This window comes from Pseudomonas sp. E45-MNA-CIBAN-0222, assembly GCF_040310405.1.
GTDB classification, from domain to species: Bacteria; Pseudomonadota; Gammaproteobacteria; order Pseudomonadales; family Pseudomonadaceae; genus Stutzerimonas; species Stutzerimonas stutzeri_AC.
This window is the reverse complement of the sequence record NZ_JBEOPU010000010.1, coordinates 118,350-143,411: the sequence shown is the minus strand read 5'-3', so window position 1 is coordinate 143,411 and position 25,062 is coordinate 118,350. Positions and strand designations below refer to the sequence as shown.

Below are 25,062 nucleotides of genomic sequence, written 5' to 3'. Positions count from 1 at the left end.
CGACCCATCGACCCTATGCTAGAGTGGCGCCACTTTTTCGAGGGGGATTCATCTCGTGTGGGAGCTGGTCAAAGCAGGCGGCTGGATAATGCTGCCAATCATCCTGTGTTCCATCGCGGCTGCTGGCATCGTCGCTGAACGCCTGTGGACGCTGCGTCCCAGCCGCGTTACACCTCCGCATCTGCTGGGCCAGGTATGGAAGTGGATCAAGGACAAGAAACTCAGCAACCAGAAGCTCAAAGAGCTGCGCGCGGACTCCCCCTTGGGTGAGATTCTTGCCGCCGGCCTGAGCAACTCCAAGCGTGGTCGCGAGATCATGAAGGAGTGCATCGAAGAAGCCGCGGCCAGGGTGGTCCACGACCTCGAGCGCTACCTCAATGCGCTGGGTACCATTGCCGGTATCGCGCCTTTGCTGGGCCTGTTGGGGACCGTGCTGGGCATGATTCAGATATTCAGCGCCTTCATGGATTCGGGCATGGCCAACGCGCCGCTGCTGGCCGGCGGTATCGCCAAGGCGCTGATCACCACCGCTGCGGGCCTGATGGTCGGCATCCCTGCGCTGTTCTTCCATCGTTTCCTGGAGCGCCGCGTCGATGAGCTTGTTGTAGGCATGGAGCAGGAAGCGATCAAGCTGGTGGAAGTGGTGCAGGGCGACCGTGACGTCGATCTCGGTGAGGAAAAGGCGTGAAATTCCGTCGCAAACCCCGGGAGAATGTCGAGATAGGGCTGGCACCACTGATCGATGTGGTGTTTATCCTGTTGTTGTTCTTCGTGGTCACCACCACGTTCACCCGTGAAACGCAGCTCAAGGTCGATTTGCCGGAAGCGGCTAGCGGCATGCCGCCCGAGTCTGCCGAGACGCGTCAGCTGGAAGTGCTGATCGACGTGTCCGGCAATTACTCTCTCAACGGCAAGGTTCTGTTGAAGAACGATCTCAACTCGCTGATGGCAGCGCTGAGCAAGGAGTCCGGTGGCGATAATCGGCTGCCGATGATCATCAGCGCCGACGGTAAGACGCCGCATCAGGCGGTAATTACCGCGATGGATGCCGCTGGCAAGCTGGGCTTCGCTCAGTTGCGGATCACCACCGTCGAGGCGCAGGCGTCGCCCTGATGTCATTTGCCGACCGCCTGCAGCACGCCTGGTATCAGGGGCATCCGGCTTTACGCTTGCTGATGCCGCTGGAGTTGCTGTATCGGCGCGTCGTCAAGGCCAAACGGGGGCGTTTTCTCGACGGCCGCAGCGCTGCCTATCGGGCTGCAGTGCCGATCATCGTGGTCGGCAATATCACTGTCGGCGGAACCGGTAAGACCCCCCTAATTCTCTGGCTGATCGAGCATTGTCGCAACCGCGGGCTGCGCGTCGGGGTTGTTAGTCGCGGCTACGGTGCAAAGCCACCAACGTTGCCCTGGCGCGTTCTTCCGGAGCAGCCGGCTGAGCAATCTGGCGACGAACCTCTATTGATCGTTCAGCGTACCGGCGTGCCGTTGATGATCGATCCCGATCGGTCGCGCGCGGTTCGCCAACTACTGGAGACGGAGCCCCTCGACCTGATTCTTTCCGACGATGGCCTGCAGCACTATCGGTTGGCGCGAGATCTCGAGCTGGTATTGATCGACGCAGTCCGTGGGCTGGGCAATGGCCGCTGCTTGCCGGCCGGCCCATTGCGTGAGCCGGCCGAGCGCCTAGAAAGCGTCGATGCGGTACTGCTCAACGGCGCCGAGGCGGATTCCGCTAACGGTTATGCGTTCGCCCTCAAACCCGTGGCGCTGGTCGAGCTGTGCTCTGGCGAGCGCTGGCCGCTTGATCACTTTCCATCCGGGCAACAGCTGCATGCCGTGGCGGGCATCGGCAACCCGCAACGTTTCTTCACCACGCTCGAAACGCTACACTGGCGACCGATTCCGCATGCCTTCGCCGATCACGCCGCCTACAGTTCGGAGCAGCTGAAGTTCAGCCCCGACTTGCCGCTGGTGATGACAGAAAAGGATGCGGTTAAATGCCGGCCATTCGCGCCGCCAGGTTGGTCGTATCTGCAGGTGCAGGCTGTGCCTTCAGGGGCCTTCGTTACCTGGTTCGACGGCCAGTTGACGCGATTGCTGCCCGATCACACTTAAGCTGCTCGATCTGCCATCGCAGTCGGCCGCTTCCAAGGACTGCGCATGGATACCAAACTACTCGATATTCTGGCGTGCCCACTATGCAAGGGGCCGCTGAAGCTTGCCGACGACAAATCGGAGTTGATCTGCAAGGCTGACGCACTGGCCTTTCCTGTGCGAGATGGCATTCCGGTGATGCTTGAAAGCGAAGCCCGTACCCTGGACGTGGACGAGCGCCTGGACAAATGAGCAACGTCTACACTGTGGTGATCCCCGCCCGCTATGCGTCGACTCGCCTGCCTGGTAAGCCGCTACGGGATATCGCGGGCAAGCCGATGATTCAACATGTGTGGGAGCAGGCGAGCAAAAGCGCGGCCCAGCGCGTCGTTGTCGCCACCGATGACCCGCGTATCGTGGAGGCTTGTAAGGCATTCGGTGCGCAAGTCGTTCTGACGCGGGCCGACCACAACTCCGGCACAGACCGCCTCGCCGAGGTGGCCGAGCAGCTTGGGCTGTCAGACGATGCCATCGTGGTCAACGTACAGGGTGACGAGCCGCTGATTCCTCCGGCAGTGATCGATCAGGTTGCGGCGAATCTGGCCGCACATCCCGAGGCTGCGATGGCGACGCTCGCTGAGCCGCTGGCAGACGTGCAGGCCCTGTTCAATCCCAACGTGGTAAAGGTTCTTTCAGATATCAATGGCCTGGCGCTGACTTTCAGTCGCGCGCCGCTGCCTTGGGCACGCGATTCGTTTGCTGCTGATCGTAGTCAGCTCCCTGCCAGGGTGCCATATCGTCGACATATCGGGATCTACGCTTATCGGGCCGGCTTCCTCGCTAATTTCGTTTCTTGGGGCCCTTGCTGGTTGGAAGATACCGAGTGCCTCGAGCAACTGCGTGCGCTCTGGCACGGTCAGCGTATTCACGTCGCGGACGCGGTAGAAGCGCCCCCTGCTGGGGTCGATACGGTGGAGGACCTGGAGCGGGTTCGCGCTCTACTGGGTGGTTAAGATGAAAGTGCTGTTCGTTTGCATGGGTAACATCTGTCGTTCGCCTACAGCGGAAGGCGTGTTTCGCCAGCGCGTCGAGCAAGCCGGGCTCGATCATAGGATCGAGATCGACTCGGCCGGGACTGGCGACTGGCATGTTGGCAAGGCGCCGGATTCGCGCACTTGCGAGGCAGCGGGGCGGCGGGGCTATCAGCTCGCAGCCTTGCGCGCTCGTCAGGTGCAGCCTGAGGATTTCGAGCGTTTCGATCTGATTCTGGCGATGGATCACGACAATCTGGCTTATCTGCGTGCAATGCGACCGGCTCATGGCCGAGCTGATCTCGACCTGATGCTGCGCCGCTATGGCCTGGGAGCTGATGTGGTGCCTGATCCTTACTACGGTGGACCTGATGGGTTCGAGGAGGTCTTGGATCTCATCGAAAAAGCCTGTGACGGGCTGCTCGCGGAAATAAAGGGGCGACAGTGAGCCTGATCCTCGCATCGAACCAGTCGCTCAAGTCATACAACACCTTTGCAGTCGACCAGCGTGCACGTTTCTTCGCCTCTGCAAAGAGTGATGAGGATGTACGCGATGCGCTCGCTCAGGCGCGACAACTCGACGTTCCGCTGCTACCAATTGGCGGCGGCAGCAACCTGCTACTGACTCGCGACGTTTCGGCGCTGGTCCTGCATATGGCCAGTCGTGGAATACGCATCATTGATGAGTCTGTCGAGCGGGTGCTGGTGGAGGCAGAGGCAGGGGAGCCATGGCACCCGTTTGTGCTCTGGACACTGGAGCAGGGTTTGGTAGGGCTAGAGAACCTGAGTCTGATACCCGGGACGGTTGGTGCCTCGCCAATTCAGAATATCGGCGCCTATGGCGTCGAGATCAAGGATGTGTTCGCTGGGCTCACGGCGATGGATAGCCAAAGCGGGGTGATCCGTGAGTTCACCTTGGAGGACTGTGCCTTTGATTACCGCGACAGTTTGTTCAAGCAGCAGCAGGGACGTTATCTGATTCTGCGCGTGCGCTTCCAGCTACGTCGGCAGGCGGGGCTGCATCTTGAGTACGGCCCGATCCGTCAGCGCCTGGCGGAGCAGGGGATCGCTACGCCAAGTGCGCAGGACGTGAGTCGAGCAGTTTGTGCTATCCGTAGTGAAAAACTTCCCGACCCACAACAACTAGGTAACGCTGGCAGCTTCTTCAAGAACCCCCTGGTTCCCGCCGCCGTTGCTCAGGCGCTGCGTGAGAGCCATTCTGATCTTGTTGCCTACCCGCAGGCCGACGGTCAGGTAAAACTGGCGGCAGGCTGGCTGATCGAGAAGGCTGGCTGGAAAGGCTTTCGTGACGGTGATGCTGGCGTACATCGCCTGCAGGCGCTGGTGCTGGTCAATTATGGCCGGGCAAAAGGCGCGCAGCTGCTAGGGTTGGCGCGGCGAATCCAGGCTGACGTACTTGCGCGTTTCGATGTCGTACTTGAGATTGAGCCGAACGTTCTCTGAGGCTAGCCTCTGACTCGGGCATCAATGCGCTAGTCACGATGGCGTAGCGGTGCTGACGGGATTTCTGTTGCCGAGACAAACGGACAGGCATTCCATTTCTGCGAATGCGGCGAGTCCATTCGCAGAATAGAACCTTTACACGTAGGGCGCCTGTTTCGGGGCTATCGACCGTGGCCATTAATGGCCGGCAAGTATTTGCGCTCGGTTCGCGTAACGCCTTGCTCCGTCGACGCCTCCATATCTCGCGGTCGAAGGTGTAAATCCTATTCAGGGCGGGACACAAAAGGTAAAAAAAGGGATGCCGAAGCATCCCTTTTTTGTCAGCGGCGTGTGTTTAGCCTTGAGGCTTCTCACGGTTTTCTGGCTCTTCGCCTTCTGCGGGTTTCTCCGGTGCCTGAGGTGCCGGCTGAGAGGCCTCCTCGTTTACGACTGGCGCCTCTGCCGGTTGCTCGCCGTGTTCAACGGCAGGCTCCTGCGTTTGTTGAGTAGGCTCGACAGCTAAAGTCGACTGCTCAGCTGTAGGTTGCTGTTGGGCAACCACGGGCTCAACAACTGGCTCTGACTGCGTTTGCAGAGTGGTTTGCGAGGCAGCCTGCTCAGGCTTCACCTCGACCTCTGGCGCGCTGGCAACGATCTCAGGGCTGGCCAGGGGTTGCTCAGCAGCAGCCTTGGCTTCGGCTTCCGCCGCTTCCTTGGCCAAGCGTTCGGCTTCGCGTTGACGGCGTCGGACCTCGCGCGGATCGTTGGGTGCCCGGCCGCTAATGGTCGGTGCTGCGGCGACGGCTGGTGCAGCTTCGGTTTTTTCGACCACCGGCTCGGGAGCTGGCTGTGGGATTACCTCGGCCTGGACCTGCGGTGCCTCTTCCTGTGCCGCTTCCGTCGGCTGCGCCAAGTCTTTCTCAGCTACGGCCTCGACAATCGCCGGCTGCTCGGCAGCTGCGGGCTCGCTTGCGTCCGGGGCAACCGGTGCGTGTTCGACGATGGTTGCGACGCCTTCAGTGCCGGTCTGAATGACAGCGTCATCGGCGAGCTTTGTCTGCGCACTAGCTTCGGTATCAGCGGTGTTCGCAGCCAACGCAGCAGCCGTTGCAGCGATAGCTATTTCCTCGGTTTTTACCGGGGCATTGCTTTCGTCAACTTCCTCGATCTCATTGCCGTTGGCATCGCGCTGACGCTCGCGGCGGTTGCTTCGGCGACGCTGCCCACGTGAGCGACGACGCGGACGGTCGCTTTCGTTGCCTTCAGTACTGTCGTTGGCGTCCTGGGACTCTTCAGCCTCGGCCACGTCCTCGGCTTGCTGCAACATCTCATCGGTGACAGGAGTCTGTTGGTCGGCTCGTGGCTTGCGCTCCTCACGCGGCGCACGGGGCTGGCGCTCTACCTGCTGTTCATCGGCGACCACAGGCGCTTCGTCGATTGGAGCGCGCAGCTCGCGTTTACGCTCTTCGCGCGGCTTGCGTTCCTCGCGGGGTGCTCGCTCGCGACGTGGCTGCGCCTCTGCAGTTTCAGTCTGCTCACGAGGCTTGCGCTCTTCGCGCTGCGGGCGTGGCTGACGCTCCTCGCGTGGCTGGCGCTCTTCGCGGGGTTGACGTTCCTCTCGAGGTTGGCGCTCCTCACGCGGCTTGCGCTCTTCGTCGCGGCCTGCACGCGAATCGCGGCGGCGGTTCTGCTGACGTCCGCTGCGACGCTCGTCGTTGCGCTGGGGGCGCGGCGATGAGGGCTTTTTCTCGACTTCCACGGTGGCTTGCGGCTCTTTAGTCTCGCCTGCGAACAGGCCGACCAGGGATTTGATCAGGCCTTTGAACAGGCTCGGCTCCTGTGCCGGAGCGGCTGCCGGTGCTTCAGCCGGTGTCGCGGCGGCAGGGGCTGGTGCAGTGCGCTGCGGTGCGGTCTTGACCGCCGCCTCCTGGCGAACCAGGGTGCGCGTGGAGCTGACAGGCTGAGCCTCTTCTGCTTCGGTTTGGCTCATCTCGTAGCTGGCTTGGCCAACCATGATCTCAGGGCTGTCGTCGCGCAGGCGCTGAACTTCGAAGTGCGGCGTCTCTAGATGATCGTCCGGCAGAATGAAGATGCGAGCACGGGTGCGCAGCTCGATCTTGGTGATCGCGTTGCGCTTCTCGTTGAGCAGGAACGCGGCGACCTGGAATGGCACGCGGGCGCGAACTTCGGCGGTGCGGTCCTTGAGGGCCTCTTCCTCGATCAGGCGAAGGATCGCCAGCGATAGTGATTCGACGTCGCGGATGATGCCTTGGCCGTTACAGCGCGGGCAGACGATGCCGCTGGTTTCGCCGAGGGACGGGCGCAAACGCTGACGAGACATTTCCAGAAGGCCGAAGCGAGAAATGCGACCGACCTGGATGCGTGCACGATCGGCTTCCAGCGCTTCGCGCATTTTTTCTTCGACGGCACGTTGGTTTTTGGCCGGCGTCATGTCGATGAAGTCGATGACAATCAGACCGCCGATGTCGCGCAGGCGTAGCTGACGAGCGATTTCTTCGGCCGCTTCCAGATTGGTCTGTAGCGCGGTTTCTTCGATGTCGCCGCCTTTGGTGGCGCGGGCCGAGTTGATGTCGATGGAAACCAGCGCCTCGGTTGGATCGATGACGATGGAGCCGCCCGAGGGCAGTTTAACTTCGCGCTGGAACGCGGTCTCGATCTGGCTTTCGATCTGGAAGCGGTTGAACAGTGGTACCGAATCTTCGTATAGCTTGATCTTGCTGGCGTACTGCGGCATCACCTGCTGAATGAAGCTCAGCGCCTCATCCTGTGCTTCGACGCTGTCGATGAGCACTTCGCCAATGTCCTGACGCAGATAGTCGCGAATGGCGCGGATGATTACGTTGGATTCCTGATAGATCAGGAACGGAGCGACGCGATCCTGCGAAGCATCCTTGACCGCGGTCCAGAGCTGCAGCAGGTAGTCCAGGTCGCATTGCAGTTCTTCGCTTGAGCGGCCCAGGCCAGCGGTTCGGACAATGAGGCCCATGTCGGCAGGCACGTCCAGGCCATTCAGTGCTTCGCGCAGCTCATTGCGTTCTTCGCCTTCGATGCGGCGAGAGATGCCGCCCGCGCGCGGGTTGTTTGGCATCAGCACCAAGTAGCGGCCGGCGAGACTGATAAAGGTGGTCAGCGCTGCGCCCTTGTTGCCGCGTTCTTCCTTCTCAACCTGAACGATTACTTCCTGGCCTTCGCGCAGGACGTCCTTGATGTTTACGCGGCCTTCAGGCGACTTGCTGAAGTACTCACGGGAGATTTCTTTGAGAGGGAGGAAGCCATGACGCTCGGCGCCGAAGTCGACGAAAGCGGCTTCAAGGCTGGGTTCTACGCGGGTGATCTTGCCCTTGTAGATGTTGGCTTTTTTCTGCTCGCGGGCACCTGATTCGATGTCGAGATCGAACAAGCGTTGGCCGTCGACCAGTGCGACACGCAACTCTTCAGGCTGAGTCGCGTTAATTAGCATTCTTTTCATGTAGTACCGTCGGTTTCCGAGGCATCCGGAAACGGCGTTCGGCACACACGACTCTCGCGGTCGGTGTCAGGTGAGTCAGGAATGGTTGTAAGGCACTCCAGTGTCCAGCGATGTGCGGCCAAATGGGCCGGCGTCGCGACGACATCTCCTGCTTACTGTCGGAACAGAAGCAATGGTTCGGGAGGAGGAATCAGGCATCGGTAGCGGACGGAATGAAGCGTCTGTGAAAGCCTTTGCTACGCAATCCGATGCTGTGCATCTCCACCCAACACGCATACTTTGAAAATCGGGTGCCGCTCGCAGAATCCAGAGAGCGGGTTATCGATTATCGCGATTCCCCAAAGGGGGCACGCATCATGTCTTCAAGGCTTGTTTCGCAACTTCACCACTATCGAGGGAAGCTCCGTCGGACGGCCTCACGTCCTAGAACATTTTTGCCGGTCAGGGTTGGCGATAACGCTGGCATCCCTGGACCTGGCCGCTTTTGGCGGCGTTCGGGACTATAACAGCAATGTTTAAGTGCTTCAATTCCATGAAAATTGATATGATGCCGCGATGACCAATACCCCTTCCCAGACCTCCGGTGTGCAAATGCTTGAGGTCGCGCCGGAACTTGCCGGCCAGCGCATCGACAACTTCCTTCGTAATCAGCTCAAGGGCGTTCCCAAGACGTTGATTTACCGCATCTTGCGTAAAGGCGAGGTGCGGGTAAACAAGGGGCGGATCAAGCCCGAATACAAGCTGCAGGCTGGAGATGTGGTGCGCGTCCCGCCGCTGCGCCTGGCGGAGCGTGACGAGCCAGAACCGCTTGCTCAAGGATTACTGGAGCGGCTTGAGAAGGCCATCGTCCATGAAGACAAAGCGCTCATCGTGCTGAATAAGCCTGCCGGCATAGCAGTGCATGGCGGTAGTGGGCTTAGCTACGGCGTGATCGAAGCGATGCGACAGCTGCGTCCGGACGTCAAAGAGCTCGAACTGGTGCATCGCCTTGATCGGGATACTTCTGGCCTGCTGATGATAGCCAAGAAGCGCAGTATGTTGCGTCATCTGCATCAGGCGCTCCGTGGCGACGGCGTCGACAAGCGCTATATGGCCTTGGTGCGTGGCCGCTGGGAAACTTCGAAGAAGCAGGTCAATGCGCCGCTATTGAAGAATACGCTGCGCTCTGGCGAGCGAATGGTTGAAGTAACCGAGGATGGTAAAGAGGCATTGACGCTGTTTCGTGTGCTTCGCCGATTCGGCGAGTTCGCGACATTGGTGGAGGCGAAACCGGTTACCGGGCGTACCCATCAGATTCGTGTTCACGCGCGCCATGCCGGGCATAGCATCGCGGGAGATAGCAAGTACGGTGATGAGGAGTTCACTCGTGAGATTCGTGAGCTGGGCGGCAAGCGTTTGTTTCTGCATGCCTACGCCTTGAAGGTGCCGCTGCCTGATGGTGGGGAGTTGTCGCTGGAGGCGCCTGTCGATGAGATGTGGGCGCGGACGTTGGAGCGTCTGGGTGAGTAGCTACCAAGTTCTGATATTCGACTGGGACGGCACGCTAGCCGATTCGATCGGCCGTATCGTCGAGTCGATACATATAGCCGCACACGGTTGCGGTTTGTCACGGCTCGATGATGCCGCTGTAAAAGGCATCATCGGTTTGGCACTGCCTGAAGCTATCGGCGTGCTTTACCCGGATCACGCTGATGATGCGCTGATTCAGGAATTTCGCCATCGCTACAGTGAGCATTATTTGGCGTTGGAAGCTCAGCCTTCTCCGCTGTACCCGGGTGTTGCGGAATCTCTGTCGAGGTTTCGTGAGGCTGGGTATCTGCTTGCTGTCGCCACTGGCAAGGGGCGGCGCGGTCTTGATCGCGTGCTGGCGGGGCAAGGGTTGGAAAGGTTCTTCGATATCACGCGCTGCGCGGATGAGACGGCGAGCAAGCCTGATCCGCTGATGATTCGTCAGATACTCGCTCATTGCGGTGTGCCCCCGGCGCAGGCGCTGATGGTTGGCGATTCTGTGTTCGATCTGCAGATGGCTCATCGTGCCGGAGTGGACAGTGTGGCTGTCGCTTATGGTGCGCAGCCTGTGGAGGTCCTGCAGCGGTGTGAGCCGCGCGCTGCGATCAATCATTTTTCGGAGCTTGGCACCTGGTTGCGCTCCGTGGCTGGTTCTGAGGTGAATGACTATGTCGGATGAATGGAAGGCTCCGGTAGGGGAAGCCAAGGAAGATCGAAACAGCTGGAAGCTTCTGGAGAAAACGCTGCTTGCTGGCGTTCAGGAGCAGCGCCGCGCTAGGCGCTGGGGCATATTCTTCAAGCTGCTGACCTTCGTGTATCTGTTCGGCGCGCTGGCCTTGTTTTCGCCAGCATTGCAGTTTGGCAAGGGCAAGAGTGCCCAGGAAAGCCACACGGCCGTGATAAATGTGCGCGGAATGATCGCCGATGAGGAGTCCGCTAGTGCCGATAACATTGTGGGTGCTTTGCGAGCCGCCTTCGAGGATGCGAACACCAAGGGGATCGTTTTGCGCATCAACAGTCCGGGTGGAAGTCCGGTCCAGTCGGGTTACATCTACGACGAAATCCGGCGTCTGCGGGGTGAGTATCCCGCGATCAAGGTGTACGCGGTGATTACTGATCTCGGTGCGTCGGGTGCGTACTATATCGCCAGCGCCGCGGACGAGATATATGCGGACAAATCCAGTCTGGTCGGATCAATTGGTGTGACCGCCGCCACCTTCGGCTTTGTCGATACCATGGAGAAGCTTGGTGTTGAGCGGCGTGTTTATACTTCCGGTGAGCACAAGGCGTTCCTTGATCCGTTCCAGCCGGAAAAGCCCGAGGAGAGTCAGTTCTGGCGCAGCGTTCTTGCGACGACCCATAAGCAGTTTATCGATAGCGTAAAGCGCGGTCGCGGCGATCGCCTTCAGGACGCGCAACATCCCGAGCTCTTCTCGGGATTGGTATGGTCGGGTGAACAGGCACTGGAGTTGGGATTGATCGATGGGCTGGGTAGTACGGCTCATGTCGCGCGTGTTGTGATTGGTGAGCCGGAGCTCGTCGATTTCACGGTCAAGGAGTCACCGCTCGATCGTTTCACCAAGAAGCTCGGCGCTGGAGTAGCCGAGCGTCTGGCGATATTGGTCGGTCTGCAGGGGCCGGCGCTGCGTTAGCGGGTAGGTCCTGCTCGGTCACGGTCAGGGTAGCTCGATGCCTTCGTTGCGCAGCATGTCCACTAGGCGAATCAGTGGCAGGCCTACGAGGCTGGTGACGTCCTCTCCCTCGGTGGAGCGGAAAAGGCAGATGCCGAGTGCTTCGGCCTTGAAGCTGCCCGCGCAGTCGAAGGGTTGCTCGGCTTTCAGGTAGCGCTCGATTTGCGTTTCGTTCAGCTCTCGAAAGTGCACGGTAAAGGGTACGCAGTCCACTTGAATGCGGCCGCTGCTGCTGTCAATTAGAGCCAGTCCGGTTAGGAATCTGACGCTGTTGCCGCTGGCAAATTGCAGTTGCTGCTTCGCCCGCTCGAACGTGTGAGGCTTTCCGAGAATCTCTTGATCCAGCACTGCAACCTGATCGGAGCCGATAATCAGGTGGTTCGGGTATTGGTCGGCGAGCGCTCTGGTCTTGGTCTCGGCGAGTCTGCGTACGAGCTGCTCGGCAGCTTCCCCGGGCAGGCTTGTTTCGTCGATTTCCGGTGCGCAGCTGTCGAACGACAGTCGCAGGCGAGAGAGCAGTTGCTGGCGATAACGTGAGCTGGAAGCAAGCAGCAGGGGGCGCATAATTCCTCCTTTATATACAGGTGCTAAATTGTATGCCCTGCATCGTAAAACCATGCGGAAATTCCTTTGACAGGGCGAGGGCGCATCCCTAGAATGCCGCGCTTATGTTGAAAGGACCGATACCTCCGCACGTTGATCCGCGCAAGCTTGCTGACCGAGCGGCCACCTTAACCGGTGAGCTGCAATTGTCGCAGCTGAAGCGGCTCGCAGATCCTCTTGAAGATGATCAGGGTGTGGTGCGCGCTAGTTTTTCTTTTGGGCGCGACGAGCAACGTACTGTGGTTGTTCACAGTCAGCTCGACGTTGAGGTCAAACTGATTTGCCAGCGTTGTCTGGAGCCGGTTGTTCTGCCGATTCACAGCGAGTGCGATTATGCGGTTGTGAATGAAGGGGCGAGCAGCCAGCACCTACCCAAAGGGTATGACGTGCTGGAAGTGGGAGAGGATCCTTTGGATCTGCTGGCTCTGGTCGAAGACGAGCTGTTGCTTGCTCTGCCGATTGTTCCACTCCATGACCCTGAAATTTGCCAGCCGCCGGTTGGGCCAGATGAGCCTGAACCGAGTGAGGACGAGGTAACGCGGTCCAACCCGTTCAGCGTACTGGCGCAGTTAAAGCGTGACCCAAACGTTTAGGAGTTGATCCAAATGGCTGTTCAGCAGAACAAAAAATCCCGTTCCGCCCGTGACATGCGTCGTTCGCATGACGCTCTCGTGCCGAACGCTCTGTCCGTGGAAAAGAGCACCGGTGAAGTTCACCTGCGTCACCACGTGTCCCCGGATGGTTTCTACCGTGGTCGCAAAGTGATCGACAAGGGCGCTGACGAGTAATCCTTGTCTGCTCCGGTCATCGCGATCGATGCAATGGGTGGGGACTTCGGTCCCCACTGCATTGTTCCGGCCAGTCTTTCCTGTCTGGCTGAAAGCCCCTCGCTGCACCTGGTCCTAGTCGGCCAATCTTCCTTGATTGAAAAAATCGTTGCCCAGCATCCAGGGGTTGATCGCGCGCGCCTGAGAATTGTCGATGCACCTGAGATGATCGGGATGGACGAGCGGCCTGCTCAGGCTCTGCGTGGCAAGCCCCGATCCTCCATGCGTGTTGCACTTGAGCAAGTTCGCGACGGCGGTGCGAAAGCCTGTGTGAGTGCTGGTAATACTGGCGCGCTGATGGCGCTGGCGCGCCAGGTCCTAAAAACTCTGCCAGGTATCGACCGGCCGGCTATGGTGACAGCGCTCCCTACACAGGGTGATCCGTGTCTGTTGCTGGACCTTGGCGCAAACGTTGACTGCCCGCCCGAGCAGCTTTTCCAGTTCGCGGTCATGGGGGCGGTGGCGGCCGAGTCCATTGGGCGACATCAGCCCAAGGTTGCGCTGCTGAATGTTGGCACTGAGGATATCAAGGGCAACCAGCAGGTGAAGCAAGCTGCTTTGCTGTTGCAACAGGCTGCTGGGCTCAACTACCAGGGCTTTATCGAGGGGGATGGGCTCTATCGCGGTGAGGCCGATGTGGTCGTGTGTGATGGCTTCGTCGGTAATGTGCTGCTCAAGTCCAGCGAAGGACTGGCCGGGATGTTGGGCGTCCGGGTCGAGGCGCTATTCAAGCGTTCGCTTGGTGCGCGGATTCTGGGTGTTGCGGCGTTGCCTCTCCTGCGTAGATTGCGTGCTGAGCTGAATCCTGCGCAGTACAACGGTGCCAGTTTTCTGGGGCTGCAGGGTATTGTTGTAAAGAGTCACGGCAGCGCAGGTGCCGAAGGCTTCAAGGCGGCCATACAGCGCGCCGCGCAGGACGTCGAGCATGACCTTCCCGAGCTTCTGGGGCGCAGATTGGGAATTCTTCTGGGTGCCGCTCACCTGCCCGATGGGGTGGATGATGTGACTGCAGAGAACGGCAAGCCATCCAACTGAAATTCGCGACGCCGGTCACTGGCGTATCCTTCAGACGAACAGAACCACAAGAGAGTCGTTTCATGTCCGCATCACTTGCTTTCGTCTTTCCCGGTCAGGGGTCTCAGTCTCTTGGCATGCTGGCCGAGCTTGGTGCTCAGCAGAGTGTGATTCTCGATACCTTTGCCGAGGCTTCTTCAGCGTTGGGTTATGACCTCTGGGCGCTGACCCAGAACGGCCCGGAAGAACATTTGAACCAGACCGACAAGACGCAGCCGGCCATTCTCACTGCTTCCATTGCGATCTGGCGTCTTTGGCAGGCTGAAAACGGCGCGCAGCCTGCTTTCGTTGCAGGCCACAGTCTTGGTGAATATTCCGCTCTCGTGGCTGCTGGCAGTCTTGCGTTTGCCGATGCAGTCAAGCTGGTCCAGTTGCGTGGCCAATTAATGCAGCAGGCGGTGCCGGCCGGGCAGGGTGGCATGGCGGCCATTCTCGGGTTGGAAGATGCCGATGTATTGGCTGCCTGTGCGGAAGCTGCGCAGGGTGAGGTGGTCAGCGCCGTCAACTTCAATGCGCCCGGTCAGGTGGTGATTGCCGGCAATGCCGCGGCTGTGGAGCGCGCTATCGAAGCCTGCAAGGCCAGGGGCGCCAAGCGTGCGATGAGCTTGCCGGTAAGCGTGCCGTCCCATTGCGAGCTGATGCGTCCTGCGGCAGAGCGCTTTGCTGCGTCGGTAGAGGCGATCGAATGGCAGGCACCACAGATTCCGCTGGTGCAGAACGTCAGCGCAGCAGTCGTTGCAGATCTAGATTCGCTCAAGCGCGACCTGCTGGCTCAGCTATACAGCCCGGTACGCTGGGTCGAGTCGATGGTGGCGCTGGGTGAGCGGGGCGTGACGTCGCTGGTCGAGTGCGGCCCCGGCAAGGTTCTGTCAGGCCTCAACAAGCGCTGTGTGAAGGGCGTCAGCACCTACAATCTGGATACCCCCGAGGCCTTCGCGGCCACTCGTGTCGCATTGGCTTGAACAAGGAGAACGCTATGAGTCTGCAAGGTAAGGTGGCATTGGTAACTGGCGCGAGCCGTGGCATTGGCCAGGCCATTGCCCTTGAGTTGGGTCGCCAGGGTGCAATCGTCATCGGCACTGCAACCACGCCATCTGGTGCCGAGCGCATTGCCGAAACACTGAAGAGCAATGGCATCGAAGGGGCCGGGCTGGTGCTTGATGTTGGCAATGATGAGTCGGTCAGTACCACGCTGGAGCACATCCAGCAGCATCTTGGGCAGCCAGCAATCCTGATCAACAATGCCGGTATTACCCGCGATAACCTTATGCTGCGCATGAAAGATGACGAATGGCATGACGTCATCAATACCAATTTGAGCAGCTTGTATCGGCTCACCAAGGCCGTGCTGCGGGGCATGACGAAAGCTCGCTGGGGACGAATCATCAATATCGGTTCGGTGGTTGGTGCCATGGGCAACGCCGGACAGGTAAACTACGCGGCAGCCAAAGCCGGTCTGGAGGGTTTCAGTCGTGCATTGGCTCGTGAGGTTGGGTCGCGTGGTATCACGGTGAATTCCGTGGCGCCTGGTTTCATCGATACCGATATGACTCGCGAGTTGCCGGAAGCCCAGCGCGATGCGCTCCTGGGGCAGATTCCCCTGGGACGTCTCGGTCAGGCCGAAGAAATTGCCAAGGTCGTCGCGTTTCTCGCTTCTGACGGCGCTGCCTATGTTACTGGTGCCACTGTGCCAGTGAATGGCGGCATGTACATGAGCTGAGTGTGACGTCCAACGCAGGATGACAGTCATAAGGGCTGTCTTTAAATTAGCTATAAACTGCAGCTGCGTTATAGACAGATGGTTGAAGGCGGCGTCATGCTTGCCTGCTTCCAGCTTGAAATGCGGAAAACGCTTTCTATACACTACCGCGCAGACCAGCTGCCTGATTTTTCCATAGGAGTGAAAACAAGGTATGAGCACCATCGAAGAACGCGTCAAGAAAATCGTTGCCGAGCAACTTGGCGTTAAAGAAGAGGAAGTAACCAACAGCGCTTCCTTCGTCGAAGACCTGGGTGCCGACTCTCTTGACACCGTTGAGCTGGTGATGGCTCTGGAAGAGGAATTCGAGACCGAAATCCCGGACGAGCAGGCTGAGAAGATCACCACTGTTCAGGAAGCTATCGATTACATCAACGCGCACGCGCAGTAAGTTGTAATCCGCTTCGGAACCAGGAAAGCCGCACTGCCTTGATCGAGGTAGTGCGGCTTTTCTTTGAGAGGGATTCATCCAGATCACGGGCGCAATCTTGCACCCGGACCGGGGATCGTTCCTGTCTTGGCGGGAGTTGAGCCAAGTTCGTTTAGGTATAGGAGTAATTGCTGTGTCGCGTAGACGCGTCGTAGTCACTGGGATGGGCATGCTATCGCCACTGGGTAACGATGTGCCGAGCAGCTGGCAGGGAATTCTCGCCGGCCGCAGTGGCATCGGCCTGATCGAGCATATGGATCTGTCTGCCTACTCCACTCGTTTTGGCGGTTCAATCAAGAACTTCGATGTCGAGCAATACCTGCCGGCGAAAGAAGCTCGCAAACTCGACTTGTTCATCCAGTACGGACTAGCGGCTAGCTTTCAGGCCGTGCGTGATTCCGGTCTGGAGGTTACGGACGCCAATCGGGAGCGCATTGGTGTCGCGATGGGGTCCGGTATCGGTGGGCTCACCAATATCGAAAACAGCTGCAAGGCGCTGATCGAGCAAGGTCCGCGGCGTATTTCGCCATTCTTTGTGCCTGGCTCCATTATCAATATGGTGTCCGGCTTTCTGTCGATCCACCTTGGATTGCAGGGCCCCAACTATGCGATCGCCACAGCCTGCACCACCGGCACACATTGCATCGGGATGGCTGCCCGCAACATCGCATATGGCGAGGCCGATGTGATGGTGGCCGGCGGTTCTGAAATGGCTGCCAGTGGTCTCGGCATCGGCGGCTTTGCCGCAGCTCGGGCATTGTCCACGCGTAACGATGATCCGGCTGCGGCAAGCCGTCCGTGGGACAAAGAGCGCGATGGCTTTGTACTGTCCGATGGCGCTGGCGCCCTAGTGCTCGAGGAGTTGGAGCATGCCAAGGCCCGCGGTGCACACATCTATGCCGAGTTGATTGGTTTCGGTATGAGCGCTGATGCGTTTCACATGACCTCACCGCCAGACGATGGCGCTGGTGCAGCGCGCTGTATCGGCAATGCGCTGAAGGACGCACAGCTGAACGGCGATCAGGTGCAGTACATCAATGCGCACGGCACCTCGACCCCTGCTGGTGATAAAGCCGAGGCTGCTGCGATTCGCAGTGTATTCGGTGATCACGCCTACGAGCTGTCGGTGAGCTCCACCAAGTCCATGGTTGGCCATCTGCTCGGCGCAGCCGGCGCCGTGGAGGCGATCTTCAGCGTCTTGGCAATTCGTGATCAGGTAGCGCCGCCGACCATCAATCTGCACGAGCCTGATGAAGGCTGCGACCTCGACTTCGTACCGCATCAGGCCAAGCCACGGCCGATCGATGTTGCGGTGTCCAACTCCTTCGGCTTCGGTGGCACCAACGGTTCGCTGGTGTTCCGCCGGTTTGCCGAGTGACATTGAGCTGGCTGAACGGGCAGCGCTGTGATGGCCTGCCCGTTCATGATCGCGGACTGGCTTACGGTGATGGGCTGTTCGAGACGATCCGCGTCGTAGGCGGTCGGGCGCAGTTGCTCGACCGGCACCTGCAGCGGCTGAGTGGTGGCTGCCAACGCCTCGCTATCCCCATTGAGCTCGATGCGCTGCGCGATGAACTGACGCAGTTCTGCCAGGTGCTGGGGCAGGGGGTTGCCAAGCTGATCATCACTCGTGGTGCCGGGCTGCGTGGGTATGCACCACCACAGCCCTGTCAGCCACAACGCTTGCTGTTAGGCTCGCCGCTTCCTTCTTATCCTCCACAGCACGCCGAAGTCGGTGTGCGACTTTTCCCCTGTGCCACTCGTCTTGCCGAGCAGCCCTTGCTTGCCGGAGTCAAACATCTAAACCGTCTTGAGCAGGTGTTGGCGCGTGCCGAATGGCACGATCCTGGCTTTGCGGAAGGGTTAATGTGCGACATGTCCGGCCGGGTGATCGAGGGTGTTTTCAGCAATCTGTTTCTGGTCGCAGACGGCCGGCTACATACTGCGTCGCTCACACGCTGCGGCGTGGCAGGTGTCATGCGGGCGGAAATCATGGCGCGCGCATCGCAGCTGGGGCTTTCGGTCGTCGAACGCGATATCAGCTATGCCGAGCTGCTGCGGGCCGATGAGGTTTTCCTTTGTAACAGCCTCTATGGTCTCTGGCCCGTGACAGGTTTGGCCGAGCGCGTCTGGCCCGTCGGCCCGCTGACCCGTAAACTGCAGTCCGTTGTTGCCGACCTATTGAGTGATTCGTGATCCGTAAATTTCTTGTTCTGCTGCTGGCCGTGGTGCTGTTGGCAGTGATTGCGCTCGGGCTGTTTGCCTGGAAGCAGCATTCTGCTTTGGAGCAGACATTGTCCGTGAGCGACGACGCCCATCTGCTTGATGTGCGGCCGGGCGATACGCCTAGTGGCGTATTTCTAAGGCTTGAGGCCGAAGGCGTGTTGGAAGATGCGTTTTGGCTACGGCTGTACTGGCGCTTGAACTTGGCCGGACAGAGCCTGCACAGTGGTGAATACCGTCTGATGCCTGGCATGACCGCACGAGACATGATCGGGCTCTGGAAGCGCGGCGAAGTCGTGCAGTACAGCCTGACGCTTGTGGAAGGGTGGAATTTCAGGCAACTGCGTAGTGCTCTGCAGAATCAGTCCAAGCTTGAGCAAACACTGGATGGTCTGTCGGATGCGGACATCATGGAGCGCATCGGCGCGGCTGGCCTGCATCCAGAAGGTCGTTTCTTTCCTGATACCTACCGTTTTACCCGCGGCACTTCCGATCTCGAGCTGCTGCGGCGGGCCTATACCAGGCTGGAGCAGGTGCTTGAAGAGGAGTGGCAGCAGCGCTCAGAGGGTCTGCCTTACAAAGATGCTTACCAGGCGCTGATCATGGCCTCGATCATTGAGAAGGAAACCGGCGTACCGCACGAGCGTGGTGAGATTTCAGGGGTCTTTGTGCGTCGTTTAGCGCGAGGCATGCTCCTACAGACCGACCCGACTGTGATCTACGGCATGGGCGAGACTTACCGGGGCCGTATAACGCGAAATGATCTGCGCACACCGACTCCCTACAATACGTACACCAACCCCGGATTGCCGCCGACGCCGATCGCTATGGTTGGGCGCGAGGCGATTCACGCGGCATTGCATCCGCTCGATGGCACAAGTCTCTTCTTCGTAGCCCGCGGCGATGGCAGTCATGTCTTCAGCGATACACTCGATCAGCACAACCGCGCGGTGCGCGAGTATCAACTCAAGCGACGCGCCGACTACCGTTCCAGCCCGCCGCCACGACAGGCGCCAGCTAATAGTGAAAGCGCCCAATGAACGGACTCTTCGTCACCCTTGAAGGCCCGGAAGGGGCTGGGAAAAGCACCAACCGCGAATATCTTGCCGAATGCTTGCGGGCTCGTGGCGTGGATGTAGTACTGACTCGTGAGCCCGGAGGCACGCCGTTGGCAGAGCGTATCCGTGAGCTGTTGCTGGCTCCGGCAGACGAGCCAATGGCAGCCGACACCGAGTTGCTTTTGGTGTTTGCTGCGCGTGCGCAGCACGTGGCTCAGGTCATACGGCCCGCTTTGGAGCGAGGTGCAGTGGTGTTGTGCGATCGCTTCACTGATGCCACCTACGCCTACCAGGGGGGCGGCCGCGGGCTTTCGGGCGAGCGAATAGAGCAATTGGAAACATTCGTGCAGGGTGATCTGCGTCCTGATCTGACGTTGATTTTCGATCTCCCGATCGAGGTGGGGCTCGCTCGCGCAGCAGCGCGGGGGCGCCTTGATCGCTTCGAGCAGGAGGGCATCCGCTTTTTCGAGTCGGTGCGACGTACCTATCTGGAACGTGCCGGAGCTGCACCATCGCGTTACCGGATTATCGACGCTGGCCAGTCCCTTACTGCTGTGCAGCAGGATGTCGAGAAATTGATTCCTGACTTGATGGGGCGTCTCGGTGACTGACGTTCTTCCGTGGCAGGCTGAACTCTGGCGGCAACTGGCAGGGCGCACACAGCATGCTCATGCCTACCTGCTGCATGGCCCCGGCGGCATAGGTAAACGCTTGCTGGCCGAGCAGTTGATGGCGCTGTTGCTTTGTCAGCGTCCCGTCGGTGCGAGTGCCTGCGGTGAGTGCAAGGCTTGTCAGTTACTGGCAGCACATACGCATCCAGACCATTACATTCTCGAGCCGGAAGAGGTCGATAAGGCCATCCGGGTCGATCAGGTACGCGACCTGGTTGGCTTCGTCACCCAGACGGCGCAGTTGGGTGGACGCAAGGTGATATTGCTGGAGCCGGCTGAAGCGATGAACCTGAATGCGGCCAACGCATTGTTGAAAAGCCTCGAGGAGCCCTCCGGCGATACGGTGTTGCTGCTCATCAGCCATCAGCCCAGCCGTCTGCTGCCGACCATCAAAAGCCGCTGCGTGCAGCAGGCCTGCCCTTTGCCGGGACGCCAGCAAAGTCTGGACTGGCTTGCAGGACAGTTACCGGAGCTGCCGTCGGATCTTCGTGAGCAGCTGCTGATGCTGGCAGCAGGCTCGCCTTTGGCCGCGCTGAAACTGCATGACCAGAAGGTGCTAGAGCTGCGAGCCTTGGTCGTCGATGGGGTGAAAAAGCTTCTTAAGCAACAGCAGTCGCCTACTCAGCTAGCCGAGGGCTGGAATGCGTTGCCGCTGATTCTGCTGTTCGATTGGTTCTGCGAGTGGGTGCATCTGATCCTGCGTTATCAGATGGCCGGTGATGAAGCGGAGCTCGGTGCTGCCGATATGCAGAAGGTGTTGCAGTACCTCGCGCAGAAATCCCCGCAGCACAAAGTGATGGCGCTGCAGGACTGGCTACTTGAACATCGACAGAAAGTGCTGGGCAAAGCCAACCTCAACCGTGTGTTGCTTCTCGAAGCGCTACTGGTGCAGTGGGCAACGCTGCCCGGTGCGGGCTAGAATCGACTAGAATTTTCGTTAGGAACACCGCATGAGCCTGCCAGCAAATCTCGGTCCGCGTAACGGCATCCTGTCCTTGACCATCAAGGACAAATCGGTGCTCTACGCTGCGTTCATGCCCTTCATCAAGCATGGTGGATTGTTCATTCCGACCAACAAGAGCTACAAGCTTGGTGATGAGGTGTTCATGCTTCTGAATCTGATGGATGAGCCGGAGAAAATTCCAGTTGCTGGGAAGGTGGTCTGGATTACGCCAAAAGGTGCCCAGGGTAGCCGTGCAGCAGGCATCGGTGTGCAGTTCAATGAGGGTGACAGCACGGCGCGCAACAAGATCGAAACCTATCTGGCCGGTGCGCTCAAATCGGATCGTCCGACTCACACGATGTAACGCCTGAGGGATCAGCGTTGATCTCAGTCCTGTGGCCAACCGCGCTCTAATCCGCTGGGCTTTCCTGATCGTCGGCTATTTGCTCTACAATCGCCCCTTTTTCGCGATAGCAAGTAGTGCCTTCCATGCTGGTAGATTCCCACTGTCATCTTGACCGACTCGACCTGGCCGCCCATGGCGGTTCACTCGATGCAGCGCTCGACGCTGCTAGATCACGCGGGGTAGGGCATTTCCTCTGTATTGGAGTCAGCGCGGATAACGCCGCAGCGGTCAAAGCGTTGACCGATCAATATGCTGATGTCGATTGTTCCATCGGTGTACACCCGCTGGATCTCGAACCGACGAATCAGCCGATGCTGGACTGGTTGCTTAGCGAGTTGCAGCATCCGCACGCCGTCGCTATCGGTGAAACGGGTCTGGACTATCACTATCAGCCTGAAGCCGCGCAAATGCAGCAGCAGTCGTTTCGCCTGCATCTCGAAGCTGCTCGGCTCACGGACAAACCGGTGATCGTTCATACCCGTGAAGCGCGTGCCGATACCCTGGCCTTGCTGCGTGAGGCGGCGCTACCCCGGGCAGGTGTGCTGCATTGCTTCACCGAAGATTGGGAAATGGCCAAGGCCGCGCTTGATCTCGGGTTCTATATCTCGCTCTCCGGAATCGTCACCTTCCGCAACGCCGATGCGCTGCGCGACGTCGCACGGCAGGTTCCAGCAGACCGTCTGCTCGTCGAAACAGACGCACCTTACCTGGCGCCTGTACCGTACCGAGGAAAATCGAACTTGCCGCAATACGTGCGGGAGGTGGCGGAGTTTCTCGCCGAGCTGCGTGGCGTGTCATTTGAAACGCTGGCCGAGCAGACCACTACGAATTTCAGAACGCTGTTCCCGCTGGCAAGAGTTCGCGGCTGACGTAGCCGTTGCGTAACCGCAGACTGCCTCTTTGAGCGTGTACCGAACGTTGCCCATTTGCCTACCCATCAGGTGCTTTGCGCATGGCGCTGTACCGCTCTATTGACCCCAAGGTGGCGCATGACCGCTGAGATGCTACATACCGGATCGCTTCAGCGCGGTCTGAAGAATCGCCATATCCAGTTGATCGCCTTGGGCGGGGCAATTGGCACCGGATTATTTCTGGGCTCGGCAGGGGTGCTGCGAAGCGCAGGGCCATCGATGATTCTTGGCTACGCGATCGGTGGCTTCATCGCTTTTCTGATCATGCGCCAGCTCGGTGAGATGATCGTCGAGGAGCCGGTTGCTGGTTCCTTCAGCCATTTCGCGCACAAGTACGGTGGTGGCTATGCGGGCTTTCTCTCAGGGTGGAACTACTTGGTGCTGTACGTCCTGGTTGGCATGGCCGAGCTGACGGCGGTGGGCAAGTACGTGCAGTTCTGGTGGCCCGAGATTCCAACTTGGGCCACGGCCACTGCATTCTTCGTACTGATCAATCTGATCAACCTCGGTAACGTCAAAGCCTTTGGTGAAGCCGAGTTCTGGTTCGCAATCGTCAAGGTCGCCGCGATCGTTGGCATGATTCTGCTCGGGCTGTTCCTGCTGGCCAGTGGTAAGGGCGGCGAGCAGGCGAGCATCAGCAATCTTTGGACGCACGGTGGTTTCTTCCCTAATGGCTTCAGCGGAATGTTGCTGGCGTTGGCTATCATCATGTTTTCCTTCGGCGGCCTGGAGTTGGTTGGCATCACCGCGGCGGAAGCAGCAGATCCTAAAACCGTCATTCCCAAAGCGATCAATCAGGTCGTCTATCGCATCCTGATCTTCTATATAGGCGCGTTGACGGTGCTATTGGCGCTTTACCCCTGGGATGCGTTGCTGCTGACGTTGGGTGCGGCGGGCGACCCTTATAGCGGCAGCCCCTTCGTACAGATCTTTTCGCTGATCGGCAGTGATACGGCGGCACACCTGCTGAACTTCGTAGTGCTCACTGCGGCGCTATCGGTCTATAACAGCGGCGTGTATTGCAACAGTCGTATGCTATACGGCCTGGCAGAGCAGGGCGACGCGCCGCGCGGCTTGATGAAGATCAATGCCCGCGGGGTGCCAGTCCTCGCTGTTGGTGTGTCGGCGTTGGTGACGCTCCTCTGCGTGGCGGTGAACTACCTGTTCCCGCAGGGGGCTCTCGAAGTGCTTATGTCTCTTGCTGTGGCTGCCCTGGTGATCAACTGGGCGATGATCAGCCTTGCGCATCTCAAGTTCCGACGTGCAATGCGGCGCCAAGGTATCGAGCCAAGCTTCAAGGCATTCTGGTTTCCGCTGAGCAACTACCTGTGCCTGGCCTTCGTTGCAGGGATATTGGTCATCATGCTGTGGCTGCCGGGTATTCGTATGTCGGTATTCGCGATTCCCGTATGGGTTGGCTTTCTCTGGCTGTGCTACCAGCTTCGGGCACATGTGCTTGCGAAGGCCTAGCGCTTTACTAGCGATCAGGCAAAAAAAACCCGGTTTCGTGAGAAGCCGGGCCAAGACCATTAGGAGTATGAAATCGCAATCCTAGCGACCTCATCTGGCTGGGCAGTGGGGGGATTGCCCGGCCAGTTACTCAAGTATTAGCGCTGTAACTCCGCTCTGCAGACCGATTTGCGCGATTTTTAAACGCATTTGGAATACATGTCTCGCTGGTTGATCGCCGTCAGTGCGTAGCTATGTCACGTAACAGGGCAAGCGTTTCTTCGATCACCTGTTCTGGCGTGTAAAAATGCGGCGAGAAGCGGATACCTCCGCCGCGTAACGCGCAGACGACCTGTCCGGCCTTGAGATGCTCGAACAACTCGGCATTCGTCCTGCCCTCGAGGCGGAATGTTATGATGCCGGAGCGGCGTTCCGCTTGGACCGGCGACAGGACTTCGATTCCGTTCATGCGGCTCAGTCCGCGAGTCAGCCATTGGATTCTCTCGTCCAGCGCCTTGGCGACTTGTTCCATTCCCACCTCTTGAAGCAGCGACAGACTGGCTTCTAGTGCCATCGCACCCAACAAGTTCGGGCTACCGCATTCGAAGCGTCTGGCGCTTCGCGCGGGCTCCCAGTCCGTGCGGTCATAGTCGCCAGCGTGTTCGAGCATGTGCCAGCCATACTCGTGCAGTTTCAGTTGCTCGCGCAGGTCACTGCGGCAATAGAAAACACCGAGCCCTTCCGGGCCGAGCATCCATTTGTGGCCGTCCGCCATGGCGAAAGCGCAGCGATTCTGCTGAACATCGAAGGGCAGGGCGCCCAATTGCTGGATTGCGTCGATGCACAGAAGCACGCCGCGTTGCTCACAGCCTTCGCCCAGGCGCTGAAGATCCAACCGCATGCCGCTGGCGTACTGTACAGCGCTGATCGCCATCAGCCGTACTCGAGGGCCACAGGCTGCGAGAAGGTCGGCCTCGGGGTCCGCTCCCTTGAGATTGACCTGAATGACCTCGACGCCGAGTGGCCGCAACGCCTCCCAAACGACGCGATTGGACGGGAACTCCTCATTGCTGATGACGATCTGGTCTCCACTTTTCCAGTCCAGTCCGAACGCGACAAATGAAAGGGCTTCGGAGGTGTTCTTTACCAGTGCCACGTCGGCGCTGGATTGCGCATTTAGTAGTTGCGTCAGGCGTTGGCGCAAACTGTTCTCCACCTTGAGCCACTGTGGATAGTCACGTGCGCCAAGAGTCGCGTTCTGTTCCGCGAAGGCGCTGACCGCACTAGCGGCCCGTCGTGGCCAAGGGGCGACGGCGGCGTGGTTCAGATATCGTAAACCGACTATTTGTGGAAATTCGTCATTGATTTGAATCATTGCTGGATGTTCCGTGCATTTCATGACCGGTTAGGCATAATGGCTGCCTCGATTTCACCTCAAGCAGCCTTCC

General features: G+C 59.2%; 27 protein-coding genes. 24 read left to right on the top strand and 3 right to left on the bottom strand.

What is annotated here, in order from left to right; genetic code table 11:
* Window positions 1-55 precede the first annotated feature (55 nt).
* The 7 genes from pocA to murB are packed head-to-tail and all read left to right on the top strand — an operon-like array spanning window position 56 to window position 4,591.
* Window positions 56-688, top strand: a complete 633-nt coding sequence (pocA, locus tag AAEZ08_RS16140; RefSeq protein WP_500124694.1) for a flagellar polar localization protein PocA — start codon at window positions 56-58, stop codon at window positions 686-688.
* A complete protein-coding gene (gene pocB, locus AAEZ08_RS16135; RefSeq protein ID WP_058064809.1) occupies window positions 685-1,113 on the top strand; it encodes a flagellar polar localization protein PocB in 429 nt (142 codons plus the stop codon). The genes pocA and pocB overlap by 4 nt, the downstream gene beginning before the upstream one ends.
* Window positions 1,113-2,117 carry a tetraacyldisaccharide 4'-kinase gene (gene lpxK, locus AAEZ08_RS16130; protein WP_003283690.1) on the top strand — a complete coding sequence of 335 codons (1,005 nt, stop codon included), beginning with the start codon at window positions 1,113-1,115 and terminating at the stop codon, window positions 2,115-2,117. The genes pocB and lpxK overlap by 1 nt, the downstream gene beginning before the upstream one ends.
* Before the next feature lie 45 nt (window positions 2,118-2,162).
* Window positions 2,163-2,348 carry a Trm112 family protein gene (locus tag AAEZ08_RS16125; RefSeq protein WP_003283689.1) on the top strand — a complete coding sequence of 62 codons (186 nt, stop codon included), beginning with the start codon at window positions 2,163-2,165 and terminating at the stop codon, window positions 2,346-2,348.
* Window positions 2,345-3,109, top strand: a complete 765-nt coding sequence (gene kdsB, locus AAEZ08_RS16120; RefSeq protein ID WP_003283687.1) for a 3-deoxy-manno-octulosonate cytidylyltransferase — start codon at window positions 2,345-2,347, stop codon at window positions 3,107-3,109. Before AAEZ08_RS16125 ends, kdsB begins: the two co-directional genes overlap by 4 nt.
* Before the next feature lies 1 nt (window position 3,110).
* Window positions 3,111-3,575, top strand: coding sequence for a low molecular weight protein-tyrosine-phosphatase (locus AAEZ08_RS16115; RefSeq protein WP_500124693.1), 465 nt, complete (start codon window positions 3,111-3,113; stop codon window positions 3,573-3,575).
* On the top strand, window positions 3,572-4,591 hold the full coding sequence (gene murB / locus AAEZ08_RS16110) for a UDP-N-acetylmuramate dehydrogenase (RefSeq protein WP_500124692.1): 1,020 nt from the start codon (window positions 3,572-3,574) through the stop codon (window positions 4,589-4,591). Before AAEZ08_RS16115 ends, murB begins: the two co-directional genes overlap by 4 nt.
* 334 nt (window positions 4,592-4,925) lie before the next feature.
* On the opposite strand, the gene rne is transcribed toward murB, so the two are convergent.
* On the bottom strand, window positions 4,926-8,060 hold the full coding sequence (gene rne / locus AAEZ08_RS16105) for a ribonuclease E (RefSeq protein WP_500124691.1): 3,135 nt from the start codon (window positions 8,058-8,060) through the stop codon (window positions 4,926-4,928).
* 555 nt (window positions 8,061-8,615) lie between these two features.
* Here rne and rluC point away from each other — a divergent pair.
* The 3 genes from rluC to sppA are packed head-to-tail and all read left to right on the top strand — an operon-like array spanning window position 8,616 to window position 11,221.
* Window positions 8,616-9,569 (top strand): 23S rRNA pseudouridine(955/2504/2580) synthase RluC, encoded by a 954-nt coding sequence (gene rluC / locus AAEZ08_RS16100; RefSeq protein WP_500124690.1) that lies wholly within the window; start codon window positions 8,616-8,618, stop codon window positions 9,567-9,569.
* On the top strand, window positions 9,562-10,248 hold the full coding sequence (locus AAEZ08_RS16095) for an HAD-IA family hydrolase (RefSeq protein WP_102819519.1): 687 nt from the start codon (window positions 9,562-9,564) through the stop codon (window positions 10,246-10,248). The genes rluC and AAEZ08_RS16095 overlap by 8 nt, the downstream gene beginning before the upstream one ends.
* Window positions 10,238-11,221 carry a signal peptide peptidase SppA gene (sppA, locus tag AAEZ08_RS16090; protein ID WP_500124689.1) on the top strand — a complete coding sequence of 328 codons (984 nt, stop codon included), beginning with the start codon at window positions 10,238-10,240 and terminating at the stop codon, window positions 11,219-11,221. The genes AAEZ08_RS16095 and sppA overlap by 11 nt, the downstream gene beginning before the upstream one ends.
* Window positions 11,222-11,245: 24 nt before the next feature.
* Here the strand turns inward: sppA and AAEZ08_RS16085 are convergent, their stop codons facing one another.
* Window positions 11,246-11,824, bottom strand: a complete 579-nt coding sequence (locus tag AAEZ08_RS16085; RefSeq protein WP_500124688.1) for a Maf family protein — start codon at window positions 11,822-11,824, stop codon at window positions 11,246-11,248.
* Window positions 11,825-11,928: 104 nt separating this feature from the next.
* Between AAEZ08_RS16085 and AAEZ08_RS16080 the strand changes: the two genes are divergently transcribed.
* From AAEZ08_RS16080 to AAEZ08_RS16015, 14 genes are all read left to right on the top strand, one after another.
* The gene (locus tag AAEZ08_RS16080; RefSeq protein ID WP_003283675.1) at window positions 11,929-12,456 is read left to right on the top strand and encodes a YceD family protein; all 528 of its coding nucleotides are present in this window, start codon (window positions 11,929-11,931) and stop codon (window positions 12,454-12,456) included.
* Window positions 12,457-12,468: 12 nt separating this feature from the next.
* Window positions 12,469-12,651: a 50S ribosomal protein L32 gene (gene rpmF / locus AAEZ08_RS16075; protein WP_003283674.1), complete on the top strand. Its 183-nt coding sequence runs from the start codon at window positions 12,469-12,471 to the stop codon at window positions 12,649-12,651.
* Between the two features lie 3 nt (window positions 12,652-12,654).
* Complete coding sequence (gene plsX, locus AAEZ08_RS16070; protein WP_003283673.1) at window positions 12,655-13,725, top strand: phosphate acyltransferase PlsX; 1,071 nt, start codon at window positions 12,655-12,657, stop codon at window positions 13,723-13,725.
* Window positions 13,726-13,787: 62 nt separating this feature from the next.
* Window positions 13,788-14,726: an ACP S-malonyltransferase gene (gene fabD, locus AAEZ08_RS16065; protein WP_036991684.1), complete on the top strand. Its 939-nt coding sequence runs from the start codon at window positions 13,788-13,790 to the stop codon at window positions 14,724-14,726.
* A 14-nt stretch (window positions 14,727-14,740) separates the two neighbouring features.
* Window positions 14,741-15,484 carry a 3-oxoacyl-ACP reductase FabG gene (gene fabG / locus AAEZ08_RS16060; protein ID WP_003283671.1) on the top strand — a complete coding sequence of 248 codons (744 nt, stop codon included), beginning with the start codon at window positions 14,741-14,743 and terminating at the stop codon, window positions 15,482-15,484.
* Window positions 15,485-15,677: 193 nt separating this feature from the next.
* The gene (gene acpP / locus AAEZ08_RS16055) at window positions 15,678-15,914 is read left to right on the top strand and encodes an acyl carrier protein (RefSeq protein ID WP_003283670.1); all 237 of its coding nucleotides are present in this window, start codon (window positions 15,678-15,680) and stop codon (window positions 15,912-15,914) included.
* Between the two features lie 172 nt (window positions 15,915-16,086).
* The gene (gene fabF / locus AAEZ08_RS16050) at window positions 16,087-17,331 is read left to right on the top strand and encodes a beta-ketoacyl-ACP synthase II (RefSeq protein WP_003283664.1); all 1,245 of its coding nucleotides are present in this window, start codon (window positions 16,087-16,089) and stop codon (window positions 17,329-17,331) included.
* A gap of 2 nt (window positions 17,332-17,333) precedes the next feature.
* Window positions 17,334-18,149 carry an aminodeoxychorismate lyase gene (gene pabC, locus AAEZ08_RS16045; protein WP_102819521.1) on the top strand — a complete coding sequence of 272 codons (816 nt, stop codon included), beginning with the start codon at window positions 17,334-17,336 and terminating at the stop codon, window positions 18,147-18,149.
* On the top strand, window positions 18,146-19,216 hold the full coding sequence (mltG, locus tag AAEZ08_RS16040) for an endolytic transglycosylase MltG (RefSeq protein WP_058064800.1): 1,071 nt from the start codon (window positions 18,146-18,148) through the stop codon (window positions 19,214-19,216). Before pabC ends, mltG begins: the two co-directional genes overlap by 4 nt.
* On the top strand, window positions 19,213-19,845 hold the full coding sequence (tmk, locus tag AAEZ08_RS16035) for a dTMP kinase (RefSeq protein WP_500124687.1): 633 nt from the start codon (window positions 19,213-19,215) through the stop codon (window positions 19,843-19,845). Before mltG ends, tmk begins: the two co-directional genes overlap by 4 nt.
* Window positions 19,838-20,824 carry a DNA polymerase III subunit delta' gene (locus AAEZ08_RS16030; protein WP_003283658.1) on the top strand — a complete coding sequence of 329 codons (987 nt, stop codon included), beginning with the start codon at window positions 19,838-19,840 and terminating at the stop codon, window positions 20,822-20,824. Before tmk ends, AAEZ08_RS16030 begins: the two co-directional genes overlap by 8 nt.
* 31 nt (window positions 20,825-20,855) lie before the next feature.
* Window positions 20,856-21,212, top strand: coding sequence for a PilZ domain-containing protein (locus AAEZ08_RS16025; protein WP_003283656.1), 357 nt, complete (start codon window positions 20,856-20,858; stop codon window positions 21,210-21,212).
* A gap of 125 nt (window positions 21,213-21,337) precedes the next feature.
* Complete coding sequence (locus AAEZ08_RS16020) at window positions 21,338-22,123, top strand: TatD family hydrolase (protein WP_003283655.1); 786 nt, start codon at window positions 21,338-21,340, stop codon at window positions 22,121-22,123.
* A 120-nt stretch (window positions 22,124-22,243) separates the two neighbouring features.
* Window positions 22,244-23,635: an amino acid permease gene (locus AAEZ08_RS16015; protein ID WP_500124686.1), complete on the top strand. Its 1,392-nt coding sequence runs from the start codon at window positions 22,244-22,246 to the stop codon at window positions 23,633-23,635.
* 220 nt (window positions 23,636-23,855) lie between these two features.
* Here AAEZ08_RS16015 and AAEZ08_RS16010 read toward each other — a convergent pair whose 3' ends face one another.
* Entirely contained in the window at window positions 23,856-24,989 is a 1,134-nt protein-coding gene (locus AAEZ08_RS16010; RefSeq protein WP_003283652.1) for an aminotransferase class V-fold PLP-dependent enzyme, read from the bottom strand.
* Between the last annotated feature and the right edge of the window lie 73 nt (window positions 24,990-25,062).

Excerpts from the sequence above, each read along its gene's own strand:
- AAEZ08_RS16015 (WP_500124686.1), top strand. The coding sequence starts at position 22,244 with ATGACCGCTGAGATGCTACATACCGGATCGCTTCAGCGCGGTCTGAAG.
- AAEZ08_RS16115 (WP_500124693.1), top strand. The coding sequence starts at position 3,111 with ATGAAAGTGCTGTTCGTTTGCATGGGTAACATCTGTCGTTCGCCTACA.
- AAEZ08_RS16025 (WP_003283656.1), top strand. The coding sequence starts at position 20,856 with ATGAGCCTGCCAGCAAATCTCGGTCCGCGTAACGGCATCCTGTCCTTG.
- AAEZ08_RS16080 (WP_003283675.1), top strand. The coding sequence starts at position 11,929 with ATGTTGAAAGGACCGATACCTCCGCACGTTGATCCGCGCAAGCTTGCT.
- AAEZ08_RS16125 (WP_003283689.1), top strand. The coding sequence starts at position 2,163 with ATGGATACCAAACTACTCGATATTCTGGCGTGCCCACTATGCAAGGGG.
- AAEZ08_RS16085 (WP_500124688.1), bottom strand. The coding sequence starts at position 11,824 with ATGCGCCCCCTGCTGCTTGCTTCCAGCTCACGTTATCGCCAGCAACTG.
- kdsB (WP_003283687.1), top strand. The coding sequence starts at position 2,345 with ATGAGCAACGTCTACACTGTGGTGATCCCCGCCCGCTATGCGTCGACT.
- rpmF (WP_003283674.1), top strand. The coding sequence starts at position 12,469 with ATGGCTGTTCAGCAGAACAAAAAATCCCGTTCCGCCCGTGACATGCGT.
- rluC (WP_500124690.1), top strand. The coding sequence starts at position 8,616 with ATGACCAATACCCCTTCCCAGACCTCCGGTGTGCAAATGCTTGAGGTC.
- rne (WP_500124691.1), bottom strand. The coding sequence starts at position 8,060 with ATGAAAAGAATGCTAATTAACGCGACTCAGCCTGAAGAGTTGCGTGTC.
- AAEZ08_RS16020 (WP_003283655.1), top strand. The coding sequence starts at position 21,338 with ATGCTGGTAGATTCCCACTGTCATCTTGACCGACTCGACCTGGCCGCC.
- fabG (WP_003283671.1), top strand. The coding sequence starts at position 14,741 with ATGAGTCTGCAAGGTAAGGTGGCATTGGTAACTGGCGCGAGCCGTGGC.
- acpP (WP_003283670.1), top strand. The coding sequence starts at position 15,678 with ATGAGCACCATCGAAGAACGCGTCAAGAAAATCGTTGCCGAGCAACTT.
- fabD (WP_036991684.1), top strand. The coding sequence starts at position 13,788 with ATGTCCGCATCACTTGCTTTCGTCTTTCCCGGTCAGGGGTCTCAGTCT.
- sppA (WP_500124689.1), top strand. The coding sequence starts at position 10,238 with ATGTCGGATGAATGGAAGGCTCCGGTAGGGGAAGCCAAGGAAGATCGA.
- AAEZ08_RS16010 (WP_003283652.1), bottom strand. The coding sequence starts at position 24,989 with ATGATTCAAATCAATGACGAATTTCCACAAATAGTCGGTTTACGATAT.
- lpxK (WP_003283690.1), top strand. The coding sequence starts at position 1,113 with ATGTCATTTGCCGACCGCCTGCAGCACGCCTGGTATCAGGGGCATCCG.
- tmk (WP_500124687.1), top strand. The coding sequence starts at position 19,213 with ATGAACGGACTCTTCGTCACCCTTGAAGGCCCGGAAGGGGCTGGGAAA.